This window comes from Pedobacter ginsenosidimutans, from assembly GCF_001442625.1.
Taxonomy (GTDB): Bacteria; Bacteroidota; Bacteroidia; order Sphingobacteriales; family Sphingobacteriaceae; genus Pedobacter; species Pedobacter ginsenosidimutans.
Genome location: NZ_LMZQ01000053.1, coordinates 1 through 23,281 on the forward strand (window position 1 = coordinate 1; position 23,281 = coordinate 23,281).

The window sequence follows — 23,281 nt, forward strand, 5'->3', positions numbered from 1 at the left end:
AAAGAAGCTGAAACCATTAAAGGGTATAAAACAATTAAAGCCTTTGAAGCCTATCACCACGTTAAATTGGTCTACATATACAATGGATGAGTTCTTTTAAAAGCCAAAATATTGCTCGCCATACTTTTGCGACTATGGTTACCCTATTAAACGGTGTATCGATAGAAAGGGTATCAAAGATGCTCGGACATACGAACATCAGGACTACCCAGCATTACGCGAAGATTTTGGAAACCAAGGTAAGCGAAGACTTGGTGATACTGCAAAAGAAATTGCGTAAATTGAATCTGTCGTACAATAATAGTTTCTCTTAAATATTGATCTATATAAGAGTGTATTTAATTAAGGCGTGACTTTTCAGAGATCATTCACGCTTTATTTCAACTATCCATAATCATACCTAAATGTCCGGTATTCACCCTTATAGGCATAGATCTTATTGTCGTCTGCAAATTTATCATCTAATATTGAGTCGATTTTTTCATTTTTATAGTTATAGTGTCGCTTGTTTAAAAAACCTGCAGATCTTATCGTGGGATGGTCGAGGATTGGCTGGAGATTTCCATCCAAAATATTGGTGTTAACGAAACGGAAATCGATAAGTTTTGGAAAGTTGCTTAAAAAGTCGAGATTATCGATGTCTCCACATTCATTTAAGCACAAAACTTTAATTTTTTTGAGTGCAAGAAGTTCTTCGGTAGGTACAAACTTCTTACTTCGGTTAATATGTAAAAACTCTAAAGATCCTTTGAGGGCACTCAAACCGGTATCGCTTGCTAGTTTGGTAGAATAATGTAGCTCAAGTCTTTTTAAGTTGCTAAATTTTTCAATTCCAATAAAGTCTTTGATATTAGCCCAGTTCAATTCAAGGTACAATAACTTATCAGACTCAGAGAGGTTTTCAAATGAGTTTAGTTTTTCTTTTAAATGCCAAATAATTGCGTATTCAGAGTTAGAAAGATCATTGTCCCAAACCCATTTATGAGGTTCTTTAAAATCCTTTTTAAATATTGTATCCTGCTGTAATTGTTCCCACCAGATGCTATTGAATCTCCAATCCATTTTTGTTATTTAAGGGTTTTACCTAAAAGTTCGTTCGTAATATCTCACTTCGCATAATTATTTCAAATTAAGCACATTCAATACCGTGTCGCTGTTAACTTCGTCAAACTATATACCTTTAAATATTCAGTTTAGCAATGGAATAATTCCAGTTTTCAATGCCCTTTGTCTTTAATGCGATCTTGGTCGGATCTTCCAGGAAATTTACTAAAGTGCTAAACTTTATTGTATTAGAATTAAGCAGGATTCTTGTCATCTGGCTTAATATCACTCTTCTAAGTTCTGCTTTGAAATTTTCAGGAAAAAATATAATGAGCTGTTCTAGTTTTTCCAATTGCTCTACAGCGCTAATATCTTTCAGTCTGCTATTGTTGTCGATCTGGATCTTTTTCAAATTAACCAATCCCTTCAGGTCTGGTAAAACTTCCATCGTTGACATTCCCTCAAAGCACAATGAAACCAAACCATCTAATGAATTAAGAAAATCATAATTAGGTATCTGTCTGGTTCTACTAATCTCAAGAACTTTTAGATTTTTAGCAGTTGAAATTGCGTCCAGATTTTTATAGCTGCCAAATAAAAGATTTAATTCCCTCAGATTTTTCAATCCAATAATCAAATCCAGATTTGCAAGCTTAACTCCCCTTAAGGTTAGCGTTTTCAGTTCCGAAAGTCTCGAGATGCTTTGTAAGCCCTTCTTCATACCGTCAATATATAGCGATTCTAAAGATTTAAATTCGGAAATAAAACTTAAATCAATGCTCGTTGATTTTGTTTCCCCAATACTTAAACGTCTTAAATCAGGTAACTTAATTAATGGAGTAAAATCAGTTGTAAGATAGGACGTTACAGATAGATTCCGTACAGAAGGAATATAATCGAGAAAACAAAAATCTACAGCCTCGTACCAAAAAACATGAAGACCAAATTGGGGATTTCTTTTGTAAAACTGTTCCAAAACTTCCCAGGTTTTTCGGGAAGGGTTTTTGAACATATAGAACTGCAAAGAATGAATCTGCTCTTCTTCAACAAGGAGATCGATGTCAGAGACTACTAAATCTTCATAAATATTTATGTTCCCGTTAAAATTCTCCCATTTCTTACTACGTTTGAAGAGCCCCATTTCTAGAATTTATTTTTGTTGGTTATAATCTTCATTGAAGAATTCACTTAGACTTATACCTAAACAATTTAAAATATTGATCAGGGTGCCGATGGTTATATTTGCACTACCAGCCTCATACTTACCATATTGAGAGCGGTTTAGGTTATTTTCATAAGCAAACTTATCTGGGCTCGTAAAGCCTTTGGATTTACGGAGGTACTTAAGTCTTAAACCTATTTTTTTAAATTCTTCCTCATTATTTAATAGACTATTTTTTGCCATATTATAAAGTAAATAAAACACTCTTTATTTACACACTCCATAAAAAGAGTATTTTTATTTGGAGTATTCCAATTATCTCATTATATTAGTATTGTTAAATAATTAAGTATGTAAACTACATTTTTTTTTTAAAATACTAATGGTCTTGCGGTTGCATTTCTGAAGCCGTAACGCAAGACAGCAGAACACCCAGCCTATTTATTAATATGCTATATTTGCGTATTCCTAAAATAGGTGCGGGACTGCTGTACACTCGTGTTACGTAAGGCTTCAGAAACTTTTATGCAACCACGAGATGCAGTTCCGCACCTATTTCTGCATCTCCAGGACTCATTTAAATGCTACTAACTAAATGAGATCAATATGGAACCATCAAAATCATCACCAGAAGCTGAGCACGCTGTCCATTTCAGGGAATTCATCCATCGGCTCGCCCAGAAGTTCGAACCGCTACAGATCTTCAGCTTTTTGCAGAAAAGCTACACTCATCATTCCCAAGGCTGCTTTAATAACAATCAAGGCTATCTTAAATGTGACCATTGCCTATTGGTAGTTACCGAAACTGCAACCCGAATAGATTATGAAATGCAGGATTTTGCTAATACCTATTATCAACATGGAACGATAACCCTAATTGGCCATTGTAGGCAATCGGTTATGGATGCAGTACAGCAAAACAGCCACTTTTTTATCAGTGTGCTTACATACGGAAAACTGCTCTATAGTAAAGATAGACTATTTGATGGAGATCCAATATCTGCTTTTATCCCCACCAAGGGTGCGATAAAGGCACTTAAACATTATGAACATCGTATACCGCTAGCTGACGGATTTCTGATGTGCGCATCCGAATGTTTGGAAAAGGAACAGTTTGGAATATGTGCCTTTATGCTCCATCAGGCCGTAGAACAGACTTGTATCTGTCTGGTGAGGGTTAATATCGCCTACCGTTCGGAGTTCCATAACCTTTACCGCCTGCTCCGTCTGTGCACTTGCTTTTCTGAAAAGCCTTTTCAACTTTTCCTGTCTACTCCCGAAGATGAGCGGTTATTTGATGTAATGGCAAAAAGTTATTCTGGTTCACGTTATAAAGATGATTTTATGGTTTCCCGGCAGGATGCGGAGTGTCTTTATCAACGGGTAGCCTCTTTTCTTTTGTTGGCAAAAGAGATGTGCAACGAGAAAATAGAACTACTTGCCAAATCGGCATCAGATTATGCAGCCTTAAAAAACGCTGAACATGTACAGATCTAAAAAACATTACAGACTAATATTTGAAACTATGAAGAAGCAAACAAACAAAACATCGGATAACAGGATCGTTTATCTTGATAGTGATGAAATAACAGATCCGATAAAAGCGGTACACGAGTTTTTCAGTCACTCATGGTTGCCCAATCATTTGAAGATGCTGAAACGCTGGCGAAACGATGCAGCGTTTGAATCCGAAGAACCAAAAAAATTTAGCCCAGACTACCTTGTTTATAATTACGAACTGACCATAAAGCTGATAGAGGCAGCCTGGCTATTAAAGAGCCACAAGCTTGGCAGACTTGACTTCGATGACAAACAGGAAAGTGATATCGCAAAATGGTACATCAAAACGGAAAGGAAGAAGCTAAGGGATTATCCAGAAAATCTGAGCATTCGGGAGATCGTAAAGCCTTCATCTGTACTAAAGAAAATGTTCAGGATCTATAAACTGGACGGGTACAAAAAAATCCTGAACACGTGGCTTCACGAAGCGCTTAGCAACTCCTTCATGGAAGAAAGCCTTTCCAAATCTGAAGTAATCACAGTTTACGAACAATTGGTCAAACTGTTCGAGGCTACGTGGCTGATCAGTGAGCGCATAAAAGATGGCAATTAAAACTTTATTTTCCGTCCCAACTGAACGAACGGCCTAACGGAAAAGACAGGCCAACCGCCAAACCTTTTCCGTAGACACCGAAGCAAAAACAGTGGGGCTGTGTGTGTGGAGTGGTCGTTTTTGCAGGCCGCAAATGAGCGGGGGCCAATCGACTATAGAATTAAACCTTTATTCATAAATTATCTTTTAGCCATTTAGACCCTTTATCATTAAATCCAATCCAAGCACCTTCTCCACTTAGTTTGACAACTAGCAATTCATCATTACCATCAATATGGACTGCTAAGGCATCACAAATGGCACTAGCAGTACTATCAGACTTAATAATCCAAGTCGAGTCGAGATGGTGCCACCATGTAGGAGACAAATTTTTTATTGCATCAATCAGGTCTTTATAATCTTGACCCGATTTGTTTAAATCATAACCTATAAGATATGTTTTCATACAAATTTTCTATTTTAATTTATATGCTAAATTAATGACAGGGTATAAGTTATACTTACGGGAAACCGTATTTTGAAATTAAAAAGATAGTCCTCTGGAGTGCTCTATATTTTTTTTCTTTTTCTTACGCTTTTTCGGTTCTATTGGATCTGCTTGGGGCGCAACGTAAACTGGTTCCATAAGAATATTTAACAGGTCAGCACCCATCTTTCCAGCTGTAGAAATCATTTCCCCGACACTTTCAAATACTCCTTCAGTAACGCTTTTTGCCAAATCGTTAATGATGGTCTGGTCAGTCTTTGGGATAGGAATGTTTTCCAATAGATTCATCTGTGTTTTCTGTATGATCGTCCCATTTTGCATTGTGTTCGTATAGGCAAGGGTGTCTTTCAGTCCCCTGTCAAAATCAAACAAAGCATCAAATAGGTTCTCGCCCGATTGTTTAAAGGCAGTACGGTTAAATTCCCCAAGCTTAGCAGAATGCTCCTTGTTCTTTCCCTTTGAGGTATTTTGGGGGCTAAGCTTAATCCTATTCGTAGTGTCCTTACGGCTGACGATGATCTGAATATGATCCTGTCTTCCATCTTTGCGCTCGCCCGTTTTCCTTGTCCCGTCTTTTACCTCCTTATCTGTGTGTTTGTAATATCGGAAGTTTTCGTGCTTGCCGTACCAGAGCAAATCTTTATGGCTGTTAATGCCTGTTCTTTTAAAGTTCCTTGCGTACTCATCCATCACCTTCACCGCAAATTCCTTTAGTTTTTCTTTTGTACCTTTCTTGCCGTATAGATCGTAAAGGTGCGCCAGTTCCTTTTGGCTTGGACTGATGTTGATTAGAAAAAACTTACTGTCATCACGGCCAAGCTTTGCAATGTTATTATCGATCTTAACTCGGACTTCCTGTCTCTTGATATCGTTTCTAGCACCATTGAACCAGTTTTCGTAATCCGATACGGAATTTTTCCCATTCTTTAGATCATTCTCCTTTTCCAAATAATTGACCAAAGCTCCACTACTGCCTTTGTTATTGCCCGTTTCGGATGCCGTGATATTGATATACATAGGCTAAATATTTTCAAGGGATTTTCTGACATGGCTTTGCAATTCCTCCTTTTTGGCAGCTGATACCGGCCATCCTAAAGATTCTCTCTGATTAATATAATAATTGAGTATCTCTCTAAAACTCGATTTTAGTTTACTTTTTTCATTGTAGTATTGGTGCGTTCTGGCAATTTCTTTTTCCAATTGTGCCATGCGGTTAGAAATTCTGTCACTTTTCTTTTCCTCTCTTTGTAGATGCTGCCAGATTATTTTGAAATATTCCGTATGCTCTTTTGTTATAATGATAAGTCCATTACTATCGGTAAACATTGGTAGCAAGAAATCTTTCTCCTGTTTTTTAAAAAAGGAAATTATTCTATTTACTCCGTTAACAAGCTCTTTTTTAAGTAGCTCATCGTTGAAATCGACGGGATCTTTTTTTGTGCCATAAAAATAATTTACCATCTGTATAACCACCAGTTTTTTTGTTCTCCCAAGTTTCAGCGAAATTTTTCCCAGTTTTTCGTCCGTTGCTTTTGGGTATCGCACAGACTTGATATTGATATCTTCCATTACCATTACATTAAAAATTTTTATCCAATCCAATATTAAGCTTCATTTCACTTCCCAGCTTTGGATGCCATGAGGGTTTATATTTAATAAAACCGCTTTCCTTCAATTCCCTGATATTTTTGTGGTATGTAGAAACAGACTTTATCCTTGAAAATCGCATAAGCTTTTTTCTGCTTACATTAAATGGGAGCGTTATATCCTGATAATTGCAACACTGAACCAATGCAATTAATATACTTAAATGGGTAGGAAAAAAATGTGGCTGTTGTGACGCCTGCGCAAAGTATCTACGCAATCCTTTGTGGTACAAATTTTCATCTTTCTTCATTTTATTTCCCCTCCATCATCTTTTCAATTTTTTCCCGGCTGTAAAACATAGTTCCCCCGACTTTACGAAATGGCAAATTGCCATTGATACGCAAGTTCTGTAATGTACCAGGTGAAATATTTAGCATTTTCCTTACCTCAGCACTCCTCAACCATGATTTATTTGAAGTACCACTATTAGTTTTTAAAATATTTTTCATTTCATTCAGCATTTCTGTCTTGAACTGCTGCAGATCATCCATTGTGATGATGTCCATCTTCATAAATAGCTCCTTTCATTTTTGATATATGCATGAATTCACATGTCATATTTTTTCTACTTAAATATTTGGTATACCGTGAAGTATACCGTTCACTCTCTTTAGCGGCTTGAAAAGCCGACAAGTATCCCCGGAGGATACTTGAAACCCCTGTAGCGATAGCTTAGGGCAAGCAAGTAGGGCCACTGCCCAACTTCCGCTTGCTCAGCCCCCGAAAAGGGGACTGACTGCCTGAACCACCTTTCTACTGCCAATAGCTGCATCCCACAAAACCCTGTAAGCTTTCGAACTGCCCATATTACGTGCTATGTCAGTAGTTTTTGCTATACATAAACCGTTGTATATGGATATATAGCTATGTTGCTATATGGATATATCTATTGAGCAATAGAGATATATAGCTATGTTGGTGGTATGATACCGTTCGTTGGGGAATAGATTTCTTCAGTAGTTTTCTTTCTTCCCGATCTTACCCATTCTGATAGTTCCACCATGGAGAAATAAAGTCTCTTGCCCGCTTGTTCACGGGGATTTCCTTCCGGCTCACTTTGGTGTAAAGCGTGGGTACAGACAGGCTGAGAAATTCGGCAGCCTGCCCAATGGTCAATAAATCGTCTCGGGGACGCTGGGGATTTTGCAACCTGTTTTCCAGCAATAGGTCTTTAATACAATCTACCTTTTCGTGCAGTGTACTAATGGCTTGCGGTAGTTCTTCAAATGTGTACTTCATAAGCGGTATCTATTGTTTTGATACCGCAATGTTAGTGGCTTGTTTTGTAGGGTTGCAACACGTTAAACTGCATCCTTACTGTTTCCTACTAATATTTGCTGTTTTTTTTGTTTCGGACTGTTGGAACCAGAAAAGGAACTTTGTCTTTCATCCTTACCTCTAAAATTGGTGATTTGCAGACCTTGGTATCGGAAGATATAATTGCACTTAGCCAGCCCTCAGAGTATTCGTTTACTTTATCTCCATTGCTATATAAGAAGTGTTTTAGAATCCATTTTTCAAGTTCCGCTTTATTGCATCCGACAATCAGGTTAGCTTCATAAAGCTGCTTAAAAGCATCGGCAAGCTTATTACTGTTTCCGTTGAAGATCATCTGGTTTGCAGGTTGTTCGTCCGCTTTTATTAGGGCGTCAAGCTGGCTGAAATGTTCTTCTGAAAAATAAGTCCTTATCAGTTGTAAAAAATCATCTATATACTGATGATTGAATTTTGGCCGACCCGCATCGGGATTATATGGAATTTTTTGGGATTGCTCTGCCGTAGCATCTTCAACTTGTTCTGGGCTTTTCTGTCTGACCATCCATTCCTCGAACGTTTCACGGGGATTTAGAATTTCATCTACTTCGCTGATTAGCTCACTTAAGAACTTGTCCCTGATCTTCAAAGTATCGTGCAGACTTTCCACAAACTCATCACCTATATAAATATCCTTGTAATCTGATTGCAGGTTGTTAACGATAAACAAATAATTGAGTTGGATCGAAAATATGAAGTTGCCGGGATATTCGGCTCTAAGTTCACCGTAATGTTGGTGGAAATTTGTCCACATGAGCTTAAACCTTTCTTTTAATTTTTTGAGCTGTTCAAATTCTCTTTTTAAACTGGTGTCGTTAAGGGACAGCAGGTCAATTAATGCCATGTCTTTTAATACCCTGATTTCACTCTTATAAGTGAAAGAATCATAATAGTTTGTTTCGTGGGCAAGGCTATAAGCTTGTTTTTCGACATCTTCTTTTATTGTGCTTTTCAATTCTGACTTGGTGATGATGCGAAGGTTGAAAGTCTGTAGACGGGTTAAAAAAATGGTTAGATTGCGCATAAATTGATCGTGTTTAGTGCTAATTTTTAAATATATTGATAATTTAGACCATTGTGTAAACTTAATATTATAAGAAATTAAGCGATATTTATAACGAACGAATCAGATTAGTTCTTTTATTAGTAGAACAACCACCATGTAAGTCTGAATTTTAAGTTGCAATGTCGTATATGTCGGAGAAACTTTGGTTCTTCGTCACTTTTGGTAAAAAAAATAAAAGATAAAATTGCTAAAGTTATATTCCTAGCTACGAATATTTACTTTTACTAATGAAATCATTTATAAAAGTCTGTGTTAACCCTTCACCAAAAATAAAAAAAGAACCCACTTTATTGAACTACACAGTAAAATAGCTCCCGAGGCTAATAGAATATTATATTAGTCTCTTGTGCATAAAGTTTTTTGGGGAAAGACTTAAAATCAAGTATTTTTGGGTTTAACCAAATCATAAATTAACGATGCAACTCAATTTTTTCCCGATATCATTTGATTTTGAAAGATTTCAGATTTCAAAAACTACCTATTCTGACGAAGCGTTACAAGAACTTAGAAGGAACCATAATCGAACGAATTCCTTTTTCCGCAACAGGGATGATATTTATTTTCATCAATTAAATCCCTTAAATATTGCCCCTAAATTTTTCCTGTTCTTTACCCGGCACAACCTGGTCGTAAAAAAAACACACAGTTAAAAAACATGCTCGCTTAATCCCACAGATTTTCAAGCTCCTCACTACTTATCGAAAATGGCGCACTGTTCCTGATGTAGGCATTTACCCTTACTATACAAGGACTTGAACCCAGCGGCCCAAACTGCCCCTTAAGTTCCGATACCATCCCAAAAAAGTCCTGCTTGTTGCCATCATTAGCTGCCAGGATCTGATAGATTTCCCTTATACTCCCCTACCAGGTCCTCACAAGCCACCACCACCATCTTCCCCTTCTTCATCCGGATCGTCCTTTGAAGGCGCAGCAAAAGACAGGTCGGCAGTCTCCAGCTTTTCGAGCCCCAATGGTGGTTTAACCTTACCATCAGGTCATTTTCCATTATCTCTCCTTCACGCTGTTTATTTTTGACCTGATTTAAATCCGGTTCTCGAGCTGATTCAGATAGCTCTTGCCGTATATCGGGATCACCTTGATCATTTACTACCTCAACTTTATCTTTAGGCTTAAACCTTAAGATTCCATTTGAGCCTGTATTTACAGCACTCCTTCCAAGAAAGCCGATCGTTTCTTTTCGGTAAGCGGTAAACAGCAGTCCCAGATACCACAACAGGCTTACTGCCCCATAACAGCATAAAAACTGTCCCCATGTAAATTGCCCCAACATATATTCAAATTTTTAATCGCCCGGCTCCATCGCCCTTCCGACAGGACAAAATTGGGTTACATTGCGTTTCAACCTTGGTAACACGTGGGTAGTACCCAGTATTTTATTTTACCTACCCTAAAATTGATATCAAGTAGTTTTAGCCTGATAGATCTTAGATTTTGTTTTCCTCATTTACCTAAAAGGTATTAAAGGGTTCTTTTTTTCCTGTCGTTCACCGCAGGTTTGGTCAAAGGAGATATTGTCGTCTGGGTTGATGATTTTGAAAAACCCGGGAAAAACGGCCATAGAGAGAGAACGATACCCGCTATTTTTTTGTTTGGAAAATATTTACCGACAATAAAAATTGGAGTATATTTAGCTTTTTTCAACTATGGCCCACCAGATTTTTATCAGCTCGGAAATGACCGCTTTACGTGACTTTAGGGTTCAGCTAAAAAACTACCTTGAAATGCATTTGAGCGATCTGTCGGTCAAGGTATTAGGAATAGAATTCGACAACAAAAACAGAGGGGAATCATCAATGGAGGATTGTTTGGAGCTGTTATCTAAAGCTGACTTCTTTATTGGTTTCTTTGCAAAGGAAATAGGAACTTACAACCAGGCAGATTTTAGTGGTACGGACATAGAACACCAACATGTCCAGCAAATGAACATCCCCAAGATTATTGTCAACCTTCTCGGATCCGATGTTAAGGGAAACCCGATATTCAAATGGCTTGAGGCCAGTTATTACGATACCTTTAAAATCATCACCTGTAGCCAGGGGTGCAATCCGCTGGAAACGGTTGCAGATCATGTAGCTAGAATCCTGAAGAACAAAGGGAGAAAGACTTATTGGGAGGATAGACATACTACCCTGAAGAAATCGGCAGTCCTACTGCCTCAAAAACCAGCTGAGGGCAGTTTTGATTCAATTGATGATACCGCAGTCAAGCTCTATGCAGATTATCTCCACGCGGTCAGAAACGGCAATCCCGCAGAGGTTGTTGATAAGTATACCCCACTCTACGGTGCCATTAAACAAGAGATTAAATATGGTCATCTCGTTAGCGACCATAGAAAAAACGAACGGATACTCACTAGCATAGCCAGTTGCCTGGAAACTTTTGCAGAATGCTTTAATCAAATGGATTATTCAGGTATATGGAATACCGAGGCCTTTTGGTGCAACAATATGGCTTCGTATATCTTCAATCTTACCGGAAACCATGCGCGCTACAAAGGGGCAGTACATTTCCATATCCACTCACTTTATGCTATGGCATCAAAACTTTCCATAAGGAGCGGCAAGGGCAACCAGATCGCAAGAAAGGTTTTCCTTGACCGGGCAAAACGGGGTTGTGAATACCTATCCTACCTTTGGGAGCGTTCAAAAGAGAAAGGCGACACGCATAACAACTCATTGGCCGTCGATAATGGTTTTTCGGCTTTTGTCAACGGAGCAATGGGAAACTATGCTCCGGCGATAACCAATATGGGTTCAATAGTGTCCCATTTTGATGCAATGGGAACCCCATCTGCCTATCATCACGCTGAATATATCCTGCTCCAGGCTAAGGGAAAAATATATGCAGGAGATTTTAGCCACCAGTTCGGCGCGCTGGAAGATTATTGTCAGACCATGGGCTTTTCCAGTACGAACCTCATCGTGGGTAGGAAACTTCTGGAAATTTACCAACAACATTCAGAAAAGGTCAAAGCTGCCGCATTGTATGAAATGCTTGAAGCCCAAACCGATTTACTGAGTATTGAAACACAGAGAAAGAAGCTGAACGCCATTAGGCATCAGATCCACACCCCTGTCCGGTACCATTTTGGCTGACGGCTTTACATTTATCTGCCAAGGCCCGGTTAATCAATTACATCCTGTAATAGGGAACGGAAAAGATCCATATATGCATAATCTTCCCGCAACCTGGGGTCATAACTCTTTTCGCTTTCAAAAAAAATATTTTCAGCTGCTCCTCCTGTACTGGCTACTGGCAGTATCAAAGCGTTGGGATGATGCTTTCTGAACAGGTTATACTCATCAATTACCCCATCCATTCCGCCGATAAAAATGGCAGCACGGAAAGCATTTTCTGATATCATTTTTTCACGCATAAATGCGACGCTTTTCATTTTGTCATTTTTTGCGGGAATAATCCGGATATCCTCAAATTGATCATTGTCCTCTGGAAACTCCTGTGAAAAATAAGCGGACTGGTAGATGGTGACGTGATTTGAGATTTTGCTGTCCATCTTCTCCAGAATGTACCTAATCAACGGGGTTATCGCATAGTGCCCACCCCAGATGAGTCTGGTTTTGGGGATAACAATGGTTGCCAGGGCACGAACTGCATCACGGATTGCGACCACATCCGCAGTTTTGAAATACAGTTGATCCCTTTCACGCTCCGGAATACTTGCGGATAAAAAAATCATATCTTGATTATATTTTGTTGAACCAATCTTCCATATCACTGACCCTTACCGAAACCACGGGCAAAAACTTATCCAGCCAGGCAAGGTGTTCAAGCCATTTCATTCTGATATTGAGGTGATCATAGAGCAAATATATCTTTTCTACCTGACTTGTCCGGATAACACGGATCAGGTCTTCGGATTGATGGTATGAGAAAGCATTCGGTACCCCAATGGTCGGTATGACCACTATTTCACGGCCCTGACTGTTTTCCATGGTCATGAACCGTTCCTTTTGGAGCGTTGCCACTTTACCTACCCTGCTGGAGAATTTAACGAATTCGGTAATAATATTGGTCTGTCTGGCCGACAGGGTTCTTGCACGCAAGAGTTCGGTCTGCCTGACAATATTCGCAATTCTTTCATTTTTAAGGGTGGCCGATACCCCAAGGTACCGTGAGCGGACAAAATCCCGTTTGGCAAGCGGCAGCGCTACACTGATCTGTGCGTCACGCTCGGGCACATGATCCGGCCAGGTCAATTGCAGGATACCGATGGACATCGCACTCGCCCTTGCCAGTTCGCTCCTGGTCCACTCGCTCCCCAAAAAATCCAGGGTATTTAGCAGGACTACCACATCGGTATCCACCAGCCTATGCCATAGCTCATCCTGAAAAACATCCCCCTTTGGGATACTGTGGGTATCGAGGAATACATCAAAACCGGCCAGCGACAGTTTTTCGAAAAGCTGAACGGCCACTCCCCTAGATTCATTCTGGCGGTAGCTGATGAACAGCCTTCTGGAAGCCCTTAAAAAGCCGAAACCTTCCAGAATATGGTTGACAATTGAAGGGATATCGTTCTGGGAAGAGACCTTGATCCCATTTATCTCGTGCAGCACCTTTGGGATCACCTTATTGAAGTCTTCCCCATCTTTAAAGATCGGCAATATGACTTTTGCATTTTTGATCACCTTTTCCAGGATTTCCCCATCGAGCATATCTGGCCCGCTGTGGTACAGTGCAATCTGAGGATGGTCGTCTTTACCATCAAAAGAAAAAGCCTCTGCTTTGACAATCTTAAGCAGTTCCTTGTCTACGCCCAACAGATCCAATTGCGCAAAAAGCGTATCTACAATTTGTCCGTTCATCGGACTATCATGACCAAGCAAAAGCAGTTCGTATCTTATTTCCTGCATACATTAAACCTTTAACCAATTTTCCAAAGTCATCCAGTCACCATTTGGATACCAGATATAATAGCCTTCACCACCAAATTGTCTAGGATTACGCTCAATCCGGGGATAAATCTGGAGATATTCATTGCCGTTCCAGCCACCTTGCGTATCCGCTAGCGGCAATAGGGCCATTTTGTTTTTGGAAAGTTTGAAGGGATCGGCAATTCCAACCTCCCAATTGCACCAACGCGAGGCAATAGCGGTATTGGTTGCAAGCAGGACAAACTTATCGGTACCGGTGATAATCTGTGACTTGATACGCGTAGCGGTTTCGCCATTTGTCCTTTCGGGCATGGTCTCATCCGCCCAGTCCACATAGACCGCTATACCGAGGTTCTCGAAAAAAAACCTGGCCTGTTCAACAACATCCTTATCCTGATGGGCATGGGAAAGGAATACACTAGTGACCGAGTGGGATTTGGAAAATGTCCTCGTTTTGCCGGGGCTACCACTAATGCCACTGAAACTGGAGAATTCGCCCGCTATCGAGGCAAATTCCGCTCTGTTCATTATCGCCATGGTTATCTCTTTTGGGTGTTGATCGCCAATTCAACCCAACTGCCAAGATTGGTATAGCCATTATTATCTACCCAGTCATAAATGGGAAATGAACTGAAGTTGACCACATCCCCACTTGCGTTTTTTCCTACAGGACATCCGTAGATACTACAGGCAGAAGAGGTTTCACCCGCGGCATTTTTTAGCTTATTGACAAAAATACCAATGATGGCATTCCCCCTTGCATAGCTTTTTTCCAGCTCGTATTTTACAAAAGGCCTTTGGAGGGTCTCTGCTCCTAAAAGTACGATGGTCACTGAAGACCCGAAAAGCTGATCATCGATCCATCTTTTCACGGCCTGCTCTCCCTGCCTTAAAATTTTTTCGAAATCCGCATGGTCGATATACCCTGCCGACTCGGTGTCTGGTTTGGTTACCCAACTGTTCCGCACGTTCATTGCACGCCAGACGTCGTTGTCATAATGAAAGCTAAAGAAAACCTTTCTTGCCATTTTGAGAGATGATTTATATGTTAATTTAAACTGCCTGCACGATTGATTGACCGGTGGCCTAATATACAAAAAACAATTTACCACACCAGGAGATAGTTAAATCCGAAAGAAATTTTGTGCCGATCAACCAATTGTCCAAACTGATGGGCAACTTCCTTTAACAAGGCCAGAAAGTACAGGAAGTAATCCTGTCGAAAAAAGCTGTTCATACCCCACTTTTTATCAACTCAGACAACATATATCCACAATGTCTATAAAAAGGCTTCTGGTCAGATATCTAAACTGATTAATTATTAACATGTACATAGTTGTTTTTCAGTCGATTAACGTGCTTTAAATCCGCAATAAATGATAAAAATGACAATACTATTATTATTAGTATAAAAGTTACTGGATTAAATGTGGATAAGTTGGTTATGCTAATATATTTTGCTTTATTTAAATTTGATATTAGTCAATTAGGTTATGTCAATTACCTGGTGGATAGTGATTTATTAATTAACGTAAGATGGAAAATAATCAGATTGAAGTAAAGCAGTTAACAATAGTTCAGGATCCCAGGCTCTCGCTCACGCAGTTCTCGAGGTATTATGGCTCGACCTTAAACGGTCGCAAGCGGATTTTGATCAACGGAAAATATCCCGGGGACTATATTCCAAAGTATTATAATATTGCAAGGGATATCATCACGGCTACATTTTCAGCCAATTTTGATGATTACGACCTGTATTTTGACGAGTTCCGCAGGCATGCAGCAAGGCTTAAAAAGGAAGCGCTTGTTTTTCCACCGAAAACAGACAACTACAGGAACCGTTATTTTTCTGCAGGAGCGCTTGAGGGCCTGATCCGGATGTCCGACAAATTGATCCCGATTTTAAGCAATTACGTATTGAACACCAATCGTAAACACGCATCGATAACAGTCAGTGGTGTAAAAATCAGTGCAAAGGCCGATATGTTGCTATTTGACCTGACAGGAGAGCAGATAGGCCTGTTAAAGTTCAATTTCCCACAGGCACGCCTTAGGGCAATGGAAGCAGGGCTTGCGTTAAAGGTACTCAAGGTATACGCAAAAGAAACCAGCGGACTAAGCTTCAGATCGAAAGACTGTCTTTTTATCGATATCCCCTCAGGAAGTGTTCTCGTTTCACAGGATAACCCCGGTATTGAAAGCGCAATGACAGAGACCTGTGCGGAAATTAAAAAGATTTGGCCGACATTATGATTTAAGGCCCAAAGACCCTGCTGATTCAGAAAGCGTCATTACATAATCAAAAAAAATACTATTTGATTACCTTTAAGCTGCAAAACGCTCACGAGAATGGAAGAACAAATACTGGACAGTGCATCTGCGCTCTACACAGAAATGAACAGACGCGGACTGGAAATCCGCAAGACTGATGCCCGCGATAATGGTTGGTTCAATGAAATGTGCAAATTATTGGAATGTCCGGACGATCAGCTTGCAGCCCATTTAAAGACAAGGAAACTTTCTGCTGAACAGTTTCTACGTGCTTTTCTCCAAGCTGCCCAACCTTTTTCACTGATGTTCAGCGAGATTTGGGAATATCTTTCCGGTCATCTTGCCCCCAGAGCTGGCGAAACCATTTCTATAAAATTCGGATTCCCTGGGGATGAAAGTGTGGACATAGATCTGGAGCAGTTCAGAAGATATGAAGAGCAGGCCACGCGTATGAGGCATTTAGAGTTTACAGTGGTATGGAATGATAAGACCTTAAATGCACTTTTTCAATTATCAGATCTGCTTGCTCTTGATGATTGGGAGTGGGATGACAAATACAGGTATTCAATTGGCATAGGTATATCCTTGCCAGCAATTATCATAGGTTCACATGCCATGGATGGTATCACAAAAGATATCCGTAACCTGTTTCAGCAGATTATCGATGACTACAGGCAATTATCTGATGACGCCAGGTTTGATCCATCAAACGCAGTATTGGCAGATAACGCCCATTTGTTGACAGATCTGATGCCAAGATGGGCCTATGTATTTTATAATCTGGAAAAAATAGCTGGAGAGGCAAAGGATAAAGCCTACGCTTTATACCAAAAAGATATTCTTCCACACCTTAAAAAGCTGGAGACGCAGCGCGAGGAGCTCATCAATGAAGCATTGGACATCCTGGATTTGCCATTTTGGAAACACCGGTGGCATACCTATGAAATCTGGTGCACGGTAAGGGCTTTAAAATCAATGGATGAACTTAGTCCGCGGCCCCGTGTTGCCAAAGGCAGGATCGCCTTGGACGGATATTCAAAAGAGGTTATCGCAGATCTGGAGAATTGCAGGGATTATCCGGATGCCTGTGTGGTTATCCAGGAGCAAACAACCATGGTTTATCAAGACCGAAAGGGGATGAAGCCGGATCTTAGGGTATGTTTCTCGTCCAAAGAAAGCGGAAAGAGCAATACGGCAGCGGTGATAGAGTTCAAACAACGCTCTGGTATCGAAAAAGCCCATATCGAGAAAGTCGCTAATCTGTATACCCTTGGAACCCCCAAAAGCGGAGGTATGATCATCCTTAACTACGATTCACCAGGGGTTAGCCCCTCCCTGCCGCCCAAATCTTACTACATTGAGGATTTCCGTCCCGACCATCCCGATATAATCAGCGCTTTCGATGAAAAGCTGATGCGATTATTAGCTATTGCAGGTTTAAAACGGAAAAACACCAATGTGCTGCTGATCGATATTTCCTCAAGCATGCGCGGGCTTTACGACCAGGAAGACATCCTTAATGCCCTGCGCTGGGCAAGGGATGCGGGCAAAGTTGAACTCTTTTTCTTTAACGATGAACTGGTGCCCATGGTTATTCCGGAGAGCGGAGGTAAACTTCCAACATCCGGAGGCACAAACTTACCTGCAGCAATTGCAGGCATGTTCGCAAGGGTTACCGACATCGGAAAGATCCTTATTGTCAGCGACCGTGACTATGATGACCCTTCTGTGCTTTTACCTGGACTTCAGTGTGCAGAGTGTTATCCGATGGAACTACCATCAGAAATCAACGGTCTCAAATAGCCAAGAACAGATCGTTTTATACTGAACTAAAACTTGACAATTGATTGTGCCTGGTATCGGGCAATTGAGTTAAAAATGGATGTTAAATGCCCATTATTGATAAACAAAGCGAAGTTGTCTGCCCATAAACGATCTTCTATCACAATATCCACCTTTTCCTGGATCAGTTTTTCAATCTCTGCTGTGGTAAGGGTAGAGTCTTTTAGCCTTTTATAATAGGACTTAAACCATTCATCATGTTGCTCCAGATCATCCGATATCTTGTCCCATTCATCTGGAAATTCCCTGTAGGAATCGATAATAGCCATCTCGGCGTCATTATGTCTCCACCTCAGTATCGCAGATTTACTGTAAGGTTTTTTAAACTCGGAATATGGTTCGTTTACATGGGTAACAGCAGGATTGAATAGATAGCCGGGTTCATAGCCCAATGAGTCGCGATAGCCATTATCATAGGTGTAACAATCGCCACTGATGAGCAAGGACTTGTATTTAATAAATTCAAGTGGTGTAAACGGATAATACATGGAAAGCAATTGCCTCGCAAAATCAGGATATTCCCACAACAGCTTTACGGTTTCATCCAAATGTTGGGGATTACTAATGGAACGGAATACACGGGTATAAATCGAACTGAACTGTTGATTTTCATAAATAAACATACTTTCGAAATTGGTTTTTGCTTTAGCCGAGTAATTATATGACCCCATCAATGTCTTCTTTCCGTCAATAACTGCAAATTTGTGGTGCATCATCCGTTCCGGTTCAGGATAAATAACAATTCCGGCAGAACGGAACTGATCAGCAGTATTGTAAAAATAACTTGCATTGGTTTCGTTCCTGTCAAGAATGATCTCAACAGTGATATGTGGATGTCGAAGCTTATGGTCAAGTAACGCGCTTTTAATTTTCCGGCTGGTAAACCATGCCATTGCGATCAGAATCGAAGACTCCGCATCCTCTATTTCCTCAATAATTTTTTCCTCAATACCCTCGAAGTATGGTCTTGCTGTGGTTGATTGCATTATTTTCGATAATTTCCATTCTCCAAACGATATTGTAAATTCATTCCCCAAATCAATATTTGATTCATCATAGTCGAACAAAACTTAATGGCCATCATCCTCATCCATCTTCCGCTCCAACACTTCCTTAAGCTCGTCCAAAAACTTTGCCCTACTCAGCCGTTTCCTGGATCTGATCGATGCCATGCGCCTTGCCGGAACTCCGATATTGACCGATAACTTCTCTTCCAGCCAACGGAAAACCCGTGCTATCCCTGCCTGTCCATGGTTCAGTTGCCCGCTCAAAGCCACTGAATAACCCAATTCCGCCAGGTTCACGCTGTCACCGGTCCACTTTAGTTCCACGGACATTGCCCCTGCAATATAAGCCACCTGCGGATTGCGTTCCAGATAATCCAGTCTTTCCATTATCCTCTTGGGATTCTAAATCCATGTTCCTAATTAAATAAGCCATCGCAGCTTAGTTTTTCGGGTAATATATTGTATTATTATCCATAAGCCGTTCACAAATCTTTCTCATTTCATCATTCATCCTCATCCCTTCCTCAGTAGGCTGAGCATTCTCCATGATCATAAGCTTGACTGCCTGGGTAATAAATTTCCACGCCTCATTCTGATCAGGAAAGCTGGTAACCGCTACTGCTTTAAACGGTAACGCAGAAAACCTCCCAAGGTCATAATCCCCTTTCCTCTGCCAAAGATAAGGCGAAAGAATGATTGGGATAATTTTAGGTAGTCCATCCTTGTTATAGCGGTCTATCGCATTTCTGATTTCGAATTCTTTTACATAATCCACTTGCATAAGGTGGTCGCTGATCATGAAAAATATGATATCCGCCTGCGCAAAACGCCTGGTGATTTCCTCATTCCATTCGGATCCGGCAATTAGTTCCGCGCATAACCAGGGTTTTTCGATAATCTCATCATCAACCAATGGGGTGATGTGGTTCAAGAACCTGTTCACCAACGCATAATCATATTTGGAATACGATACCACCACCTTTTTCTTCCTTTTCAGATCATTAGGTGTAAATGGCTGGAAAGGATATATGGGGACAATCATTGTTTCGCCGGTAAGTTCCCCGTCTTCATCTGCCAAACAGACTTTGATCATTGTACCGGCATTATCCGAGCAAATTTCTTTATATGAAGCAAACTTTCTTCCATCAACCGATATCAGCATATCATCGGGACGACATTCCTCCACTTTATATAACCGGTCCGCGTTATAAATCTTGGTGTAGAGCTCATCACCTGGAACATAATTTTCCAGCATAAGGAGCTTCCGTTGATAAAGTACAAATTGATCATAATTGAAGGGGTCCATGTTCCAGTATAGACTCATTATCGCATAAAAGAGATAGGATATAACTTCCTGACGTTCTTTTTCTACTTCCCGGTTTTTGAAACCACAATATGCGGCTATTTCCAGCTGCTCAAAATCCAGCTTAAACATTACCTTAGCCTTATCCTCAAATTTAAAAAGTACCTGATTCCTCCAGAATTTATTCTGCCTATGGTTTTTACCAAAGAATTGTATGATGTCATTTATCATTCCGAAAGGCAGGAAGTCCTCGAATTTAAGGGTAAAGATAGGCTTATCCAGTCCAAAGGAAAAAAGATCAAAATTATCAGCATCCTGCCCTGCAAGCGGCAGAAAGTTAGGTACGATGAACCTTCCCTGATGTTCATCATGGAATACGATTTTTTGCAAGATAAGCAGATCGGTAATTTCCAGATGGGCAGCATCATCCAAATTTTCCCAGCCAATAACCCCATGGCGTTCCAACGTTCCCTTATCTAAAATGAACTCATGTATATAGGTTACCAATGCCATGGGATTAAGCCAAACCTTGTCTGGCAATGCCTTTTTATAGTACAACACCAGCCCTTGTGAATGGAGTTGATGGAGATCATCACGAAGGTATTCCAGCCTATTACCAATATCCCGTTTGTACATCGGGAGGATATCCCCTTCTACATCAAAGCTTCTAAAGTCACTGGATTTACCCTTATCTAGGATAAAGTTGATAAAATCAATATACCACTGTGGCACTTTCTTTTTCACCTTCGACTCAGAAACCAGCTCCAGAATAGAACTTTCCAGGTATCTTAACCCAAGATCGTTTACTTCGCCAACATTGTTCTTCAGTGTCAGGTGAAATTCACCTAGCACCATATCAGATGAAAACAGGCAGTTATGGTTCTGGATTTTAGATTCGTCCCTGTGACTCTGTATCAGTAATACCGGATCGGTTTCCCCATCAAAGATTTCATTCTCCAGGTAATTCTTCTGACCAAACCAGTAGCTGAGGCTAAAATCCTGATTATCGCGGCCTTTTATATCGATCCGCCTCCTATTGGTGTTAAACCGGGGATTCCACAAAACCAAATAAACAGCTCCTCCTGTCAGAAATGTTTTATAAATTCCATGATAAAAGTCCTGCCCCCCAAAGTCGAAAAAAATCGCTTCAGGCATATTTGGATCTCCTTTATATAATTTCTCTATCTGGATGATGTGTGTACTATCAACCGCCTCATTAAACTCTCTATCGATCAGATAAGATAATAGTGAAGATTTTCCGCTGGCGTGGTTACCCAATAAAATCACTTTTGCCGGAAGCTGCAAATCCCTCAGATCGGCTTCAGCCTGCATGGCAAGGTAATTTTTCAAAGTGAAATGATGGCTATCGCTTTCATCCAGATTGAGGTCATAGAGTTTAACAAATGGATTGTTGTCTGCACGCAGGAAACGTAAATTCTTCAGTTTCGCTACCACACTGGCATCGCTAATGCGGTTATCACTAAAATTCAGACTGTGAAGGCTCGCCATTCCTCCCAGGACATTAATATTCCTAATCTTATTTTTACCCAGGTTTAGGGTGGTAAGATTTTTCAGACTAGAAAGCCCACTGATATCTAAGATCTCATTTCCACTAAGGTCCAGATATTCCAGCTTTTTCATCTGAGCCAAAAAACCGGTATCTGTTATCCTGTTTCCAGCGAGATGCAGGTACCTCAATTTCTTCAGACCGCTGAGTGCTTCAAAATTTCGATGTTCGTTTCCACTTAAATCAAGGCTGGTCAGCGCATGCATTGTTTTGAGAAAAGATAAATCGACGAATCCTGTATCTGCAAGATACAATGCTGCAAGATCCTTTCTTTTACCCAGGAAACTGAAGTCCTTCACGGACTGCCCATTCAGGTTTAGCGAAATCAGGTGTTCAAAGGGAGCAAGCAGCGTACCGTCAGAAATAGTATTGTTGCTTAGGTTTAATCCTATTATCTGCCCACCAGTATTTATTTCAAAATCAGATGGATTTATGGACTGGCCCAAATCCTTTTCAAGCTGAAGGATTAACCTAGGTTTTTCCTCTTTTTTATCAAGTGAAACTGGCACGTATCGCCCGGAAAAGTGTCTTTTGACTGAGCTGAAATACTCCTCACTGCCGATACTCACAATAATCGGTATCTCCAATGTCTCCTGATTTAGCACTGCATCATAAATAACCGCCACTTTAACAGGAGCAAGCTTGCCTGCCCCAGTCCCAAATAATGGGATATTAACTCCCAGAATGCTCCTATCGTCATCTATCAATTCCAATAGTCGGTTGCAGATTCCGTCAATTATCTCCACAGAGGAATTATCATCTTTAACCGAATAGGCATAACCTGCGATAATATCAGTTTGATTATTAAGCTTAAATGTTGAAATTATCCCGGCAGGTTTCTTTGAGGCTGGAGGGATCCCAAGTTCTGCTGCCCTATTTGCAATATGGTAATTTACATTTCCATTAGTTGCTGCTGGCAGCAATATTAGATTGCAATACCTGATCGGATGGAGATTGAACATATCACCACAGCGAAAGACAATATTTCCCACCCTGAAAGACAAAAAATCTTTATCCATTGCAGCAATATTGTAAAGCTTAACTTCAGCAAAAATCGACCCCGGCTGATCATTCAAGATTCCCGAAACAGATACCGCACTATTAGCGAAAAGAGGGGGAAACCTGGCGGTTTCTTCCATGTCCTCCCCATTGCTGATCCTGACTGCTATCTCATCAGTGGCATTCAAAGCCTGCATGTAAATAGACAAGCCTGCGCCGGCACTTATTTTTTTTATGACAAGAAGTTCAGAGGCCAATCCGTGAACAGCCTGATAGACCAGTATCTGATATCCTTTTCCCGATTGCTTTTTTGTAATAGATATTCTTCTTTGGGAAGCAGTACCAGAATGTTTATTTTCATCATCAGTATTACCAGTATTCCCAAAAAAGTCAAACTCTATTTCCCATGCTTCCTGGGAATCCAGTATACCGAGTTCAAAAGCAGTTTCAGAGATATTGGATGTCAGAATAATCCCGGATGCACTTTTTTTATCTGATAATTCAATCAGTTTTATTTGATCAGCCATGTATTACTTTTTGAAA

24 protein-coding genes are annotated in these 23,281 nt (G+C 40.3%); 6 read left to right on the forward strand and 18 right to left on the reverse strand.

The genetic code is table 11. From position 1 onward, the window contains the following. Positions 1-86 precede the first annotated feature (86 nt). Positions 87-314 carry a tyrosine-type recombinase/integrase gene (locus ASU31_RS27325; protein ID WP_083505547.1) on the forward strand — a complete coding sequence of 76 codons (228 nt, stop codon included), beginning with the start codon at positions 87-89 and terminating at the stop codon, positions 312-314. Positions 315-384: 70 nt separating this feature from the next. Here the strand turns inward: ASU31_RS27325 and ASU31_RS25640 are convergent, their stop codons facing one another. From ASU31_RS25640 to ASU31_RS25650, 3 genes are all read right to left on the reverse strand, one after another. Then, complete coding sequence (locus ASU31_RS25640; protein WP_057935093.1) at positions 385-1,062, reverse strand: hypothetical protein; 678 nt, start codon at positions 1,060-1,062, stop codon at positions 385-387. A gap of 118 nt (positions 1,063-1,180) precedes the next feature. After that, positions 1,181-2,185: a leucine-rich repeat domain-containing protein gene (locus ASU31_RS25645; RefSeq protein WP_057935094.1), complete on the reverse strand. Its 1,005-nt coding sequence runs from the start codon at positions 2,183-2,185 to the stop codon at positions 1,181-1,183. A gap of 9 nt (positions 2,186-2,194) precedes the next feature. Beyond that, positions 2,195-2,449 carry a helix-turn-helix domain-containing protein gene (locus ASU31_RS25650; RefSeq protein WP_057935095.1) on the reverse strand — a complete coding sequence of 85 codons (255 nt, stop codon included), beginning with the start codon at positions 2,447-2,449 and terminating at the stop codon, positions 2,195-2,197. 363 nt (positions 2,450-2,812) lie between these two features. Here ASU31_RS25650 and ASU31_RS25655 point away from each other — a divergent pair, with 363 nt between their 5' ends. Both ASU31_RS25655 and ASU31_RS25660 read left to right on the forward strand, forming a co-directional pair. Then, positions 2,813-3,703 (forward strand): HEPN domain-containing protein, encoded by an 891-nt coding sequence (locus tag ASU31_RS25655; RefSeq protein WP_057935096.1) that lies wholly within the window; start codon positions 2,813-2,815, stop codon positions 3,701-3,703. A gap of 28 nt (positions 3,704-3,731) precedes the next feature. Continuing rightward, complete coding sequence (locus ASU31_RS25660) at positions 3,732-4,319, forward strand: hypothetical protein (protein WP_057935097.1); 588 nt, start codon at positions 3,732-3,734, stop codon at positions 4,317-4,319. A 172-nt stretch (positions 4,320-4,491) separates the two neighbouring features. Here the strand turns inward: ASU31_RS25660 and ASU31_RS25665 are convergent, their stop codons facing one another. From ASU31_RS25665 to ASU31_RS25705, 7 genes are all read right to left on the reverse strand, one after another. Then, positions 4,492-4,764 carry a hypothetical protein gene (locus ASU31_RS25665; RefSeq protein WP_057935098.1) on the reverse strand — a complete coding sequence of 91 codons (273 nt, stop codon included), beginning with the start codon at positions 4,762-4,764 and terminating at the stop codon, positions 4,492-4,494. Positions 4,765-4,842: 78 nt separating this feature from the next. Continuing rightward, positions 4,843-5,823, reverse strand: a complete 981-nt coding sequence (locus tag ASU31_RS25670) for a DUF5712 family protein (protein WP_057935099.1) — start codon at positions 5,821-5,823, stop codon at positions 4,843-4,845. Positions 5,824-5,826: 3 nt separating this feature from the next. Then, positions 5,827-6,375 (reverse strand): BfmA/BtgA family mobilization protein, encoded by a 549-nt coding sequence (locus ASU31_RS25675; RefSeq protein ID WP_157258307.1) that lies wholly within the window; start codon positions 6,373-6,375, stop codon positions 5,827-5,829. A gap of 329 nt (positions 6,376-6,704) precedes the next feature. Then, a complete protein-coding gene (locus tag ASU31_RS25685; RefSeq protein ID WP_057935102.1) occupies positions 6,705-6,965 on the reverse strand; it encodes a helix-turn-helix domain-containing protein in 261 nt (86 codons plus the stop codon). Between the two features lie 466 nt (positions 6,966-7,431). Further along, positions 7,432-7,692, reverse strand: a complete 261-nt coding sequence (locus ASU31_RS25690; protein WP_245224612.1) for a helix-turn-helix domain-containing protein — start codon at positions 7,690-7,692, stop codon at positions 7,432-7,434. Positions 7,693-7,780: 88 nt separating this feature from the next. Further along, positions 7,781-8,791, reverse strand: a complete 1,011-nt coding sequence (locus tag ASU31_RS25695) for a hypothetical protein (protein WP_057935103.1) — start codon at positions 8,789-8,791, stop codon at positions 7,781-7,783. Positions 8,792-9,656: 865 nt separating this feature from the next. After that, positions 9,657-10,124 carry a hypothetical protein gene (locus ASU31_RS25705; protein ID WP_057935105.1) on the reverse strand — a complete coding sequence of 156 codons (468 nt, stop codon included), beginning with the start codon at positions 10,122-10,124 and terminating at the stop codon, positions 9,657-9,659. Positions 10,125-10,497: 373 nt separating this feature from the next. On the opposite strand from ASU31_RS25705, the gene ASU31_RS25715 reads away from it, so the two are divergent. After that, on the forward strand, positions 10,498-11,949 hold the full coding sequence (locus ASU31_RS25715; RefSeq protein ID WP_083505548.1) for a DUF4062 domain-containing protein: 1,452 nt from the start codon (positions 10,498-10,500) through the stop codon (positions 11,947-11,949). Between the two features lie 29 nt (positions 11,950-11,978). On the opposite strand, the gene ASU31_RS25720 is transcribed toward ASU31_RS25715, so the two are convergent. From ASU31_RS25720 to ASU31_RS28030, 5 genes are all read right to left on the reverse strand, one after another. Next, complete coding sequence (locus ASU31_RS25720; RefSeq protein ID WP_057935127.1) at positions 11,979-12,551, reverse strand: Thoeris type III anti-phage system protein ThcA; 573 nt, start codon at positions 12,549-12,551, stop codon at positions 11,979-11,981. Positions 12,552-12,558: 7 nt separating this feature from the next. Then, positions 12,559-13,728: a Thoeris type III anti-phage system protein ThcB4 gene (locus tag ASU31_RS25725; RefSeq protein WP_057935108.1), complete on the reverse strand. Its 1,170-nt coding sequence runs from the start codon at positions 13,726-13,728 to the stop codon at positions 12,559-12,561. Between the two features lie 3 nt (positions 13,729-13,731). Beyond that, positions 13,732-14,277, reverse strand: coding sequence for a toll/interleukin-1 receptor domain-containing protein (locus ASU31_RS25730; RefSeq protein ID WP_209435068.1), 546 nt, complete (start codon positions 14,275-14,277; stop codon positions 13,732-13,734). An 11-nt stretch (positions 14,278-14,288) separates the two neighbouring features. Further along, entirely contained in the window at positions 14,289-14,777 is a 489-nt protein-coding gene (locus ASU31_RS25735) for a TIR domain-containing protein (RefSeq protein ID WP_057935110.1), read from the reverse strand. Between the two features lie 77 nt (positions 14,778-14,854). Then, on the reverse strand, positions 14,855-14,986 hold the full coding sequence (locus ASU31_RS28030) for a hypothetical protein (RefSeq protein WP_280739894.1): 132 nt from the start codon (positions 14,984-14,986) through the stop codon (positions 14,855-14,857). Between the two features lie 299 nt (positions 14,987-15,285). Between ASU31_RS28030 and ASU31_RS25740 the strand changes: the two genes are divergently transcribed. Together ASU31_RS25740 and ASU31_RS25745 are read left to right on the forward strand one after the other, a co-directional pair. Beyond that, on the forward strand, positions 15,286-16,002 hold the full coding sequence (locus tag ASU31_RS25740; RefSeq protein WP_057935111.1) for a hypothetical protein: 717 nt from the start codon (positions 15,286-15,288) through the stop codon (positions 16,000-16,002). A gap of 141 nt (positions 16,003-16,143) precedes the next feature. Next, on the forward strand, positions 16,144-17,823 hold the full coding sequence (locus ASU31_RS25745) for a VWA domain-containing protein (RefSeq protein ID WP_157258309.1): 1,680 nt from the start codon (positions 16,144-16,146) through the stop codon (positions 17,821-17,823). Positions 17,824-17,849: 26 nt separating this feature from the next. Here ASU31_RS25745 and ASU31_RS25750 read toward each other — a convergent pair whose 3' ends face one another. The 3 genes from ASU31_RS25750 to ASU31_RS25760 all read right to left on the reverse strand — a co-directional run bounded on the left by ASU31_RS25750 (position 17,850) and on the right by ASU31_RS25760 (position 23,265). After that, a complete protein-coding gene (locus ASU31_RS25750) occupies positions 17,850-18,848 on the reverse strand; it encodes a phospholipase D-like domain-containing protein (protein WP_057935113.1) in 999 nt (332 codons plus the stop codon). 84 nt (positions 18,849-18,932) lie between these two features. Then, the gene (locus ASU31_RS25755; protein WP_057935114.1) at positions 18,933-19,256 is read right to left on the reverse strand and encodes an RteC domain-containing protein; all 324 of its coding nucleotides are present in this window, start codon (positions 19,254-19,256) and stop codon (positions 18,933-18,935) included. Positions 19,257-19,308: 52 nt separating this feature from the next. Beyond that, entirely contained in the window at positions 19,309-23,265 is a 3,957-nt protein-coding gene (locus ASU31_RS25760) for a leucine-rich repeat domain-containing protein (RefSeq protein WP_057935115.1), read from the reverse strand. Positions 23,266-23,281 lie beyond the last annotated feature (16 nt).

What these genes read in the sequence shown, in the direction of transcription:
- ASU31_RS25720 (WP_057935127.1), bottom strand. Translation starts at nt 12,551, where the DNA reads ATGATTTTTTTATCCGCAAGTATTCCGGAGCGTGAAAGGGATCAACTG.
- ASU31_RS27325 (WP_083505547.1), top strand. Translation starts at nt 87, where the DNA reads ATGAGTTCTTTTAAAAGCCAAAATATTGCTCGCCATACTTTTGCGACT.
- ASU31_RS25685 (WP_057935102.1), bottom strand. Translation starts at nt 6,965, where the DNA reads ATGAAGATGGACATCATCACAATGGATGATCTGCAGCAGTTCAAGACA.
- ASU31_RS25755 (WP_057935114.1), bottom strand. Translation starts at nt 19,256, where the DNA reads ATGGAAAGACTGGATTATCTGGAACGCAATCCGCAGGTGGCTTATATT.
- ASU31_RS25750 (WP_057935113.1), bottom strand. Translation starts at nt 18,848, where the DNA reads ATGCAATCAACCACAGCAAGACCATACTTCGAGGGTATTGAGGAAAAA.
- ASU31_RS25640 (WP_057935093.1), bottom strand. Translation starts at nt 1,062, where the DNA reads ATGGATTGGAGATTCAATAGCATCTGGTGGGAACAATTACAGCAGGAT.
- ASU31_RS25740 (WP_057935111.1), top strand. Translation starts at nt 15,286, where the DNA reads ATGGAAAATAATCAGATTGAAGTAAAGCAGTTAACAATAGTTCAGGAT.
- ASU31_RS25745 (WP_157258309.1), top strand. Translation starts at nt 16,144, where the DNA reads ATGAACAGACGCGGACTGGAAATCCGCAAGACTGATGCCCGCGATAAT.
- ASU31_RS28030 (WP_280739894.1), bottom strand. Translation starts at nt 14,986, where the DNA reads ATGAACAGCTTTTTTCGACAGGATTACTTCCTGTACTTTCTGGCCTTG.
- ASU31_RS25645 (WP_057935094.1), bottom strand. Translation starts at nt 2,185, where the DNA reads ATGGGGCTCTTCAAACGTAGTAAGAAATGGGAGAATTTTAACGGGAAC.
- ASU31_RS25675 (WP_157258307.1), bottom strand. Translation starts at nt 6,375, where the DNA reads ATGGAAGATATCAATATCAAGTCTGTGCGATACCCAAAAGCAACGGAC.
- ASU31_RS25655 (WP_057935096.1), top strand. Translation starts at nt 2,813, where the DNA reads ATGGAACCATCAAAATCATCACCAGAAGCTGAGCACGCTGTCCATTTC.
- ASU31_RS25705 (WP_057935105.1), bottom strand. Translation starts at nt 10,124, where the DNA reads ATGTTGGGGCAATTTACATGGGGACAGTTTTTATGCTGTTATGGGGCA.
- ASU31_RS25665 (WP_057935098.1), bottom strand. Translation starts at nt 4,764, where the DNA reads ATGAAAACATATCTTATAGGTTATGATTTAAACAAATCGGGTCAAGAT.
- ASU31_RS25715 (WP_083505548.1), top strand. Translation starts at nt 10,498, where the DNA reads ATGGCCCACCAGATTTTTATCAGCTCGGAAATGACCGCTTTACGTGAC.
- ASU31_RS25725 (WP_057935108.1), bottom strand. Translation starts at nt 13,728, where the DNA reads ATGCAGGAAATAAGATACGAACTGCTTTTGCTTGGTCATGATAGTCCG.
- ASU31_RS25670 (WP_057935099.1), bottom strand. Translation starts at nt 5,823, where the DNA reads ATGTATATCAATATCACGGCATCCGAAACGGGCAATAACAAAGGCAGT.
- ASU31_RS25695 (WP_057935103.1), bottom strand. Translation starts at nt 8,791, where the DNA reads ATGCGCAATCTAACCATTTTTTTAACCCGTCTACAGACTTTCAACCTT.
- ASU31_RS25660 (WP_057935097.1), top strand. Translation starts at nt 3,732, where the DNA reads ATGAAGAAGCAAACAAACAAAACATCGGATAACAGGATCGTTTATCTT.
- ASU31_RS25735 (WP_057935110.1), bottom strand. Translation starts at nt 14,777, where the DNA reads ATGGCAAGAAAGGTTTTCTTTAGCTTTCATTATGACAACGACGTCTGG.
- ASU31_RS25690 (WP_245224612.1), bottom strand. Translation starts at nt 7,692, where the DNA reads ATGAAGTACACATTTGAAGAACTACCGCAAGCCATTAGTACACTGCAC.
- ASU31_RS25650 (WP_057935095.1), bottom strand. Translation starts at nt 2,449, where the DNA reads ATGGCAAAAAATAGTCTATTAAATAATGAGGAAGAATTTAAAAAAATA.
- ASU31_RS25730 (WP_209435068.1), bottom strand. Translation starts at nt 14,277, where the DNA reads ATGAACAGAGCGGAATTTGCCTCGATAGCGGGCGAATTCTCCAGTTTC.
- ASU31_RS25760 (WP_057935115.1), bottom strand. Translation starts at nt 23,265, where the DNA reads ATGGCTGATCAAATAAAACTGATTGAATTATCAGATAAAAAAAGTGCA.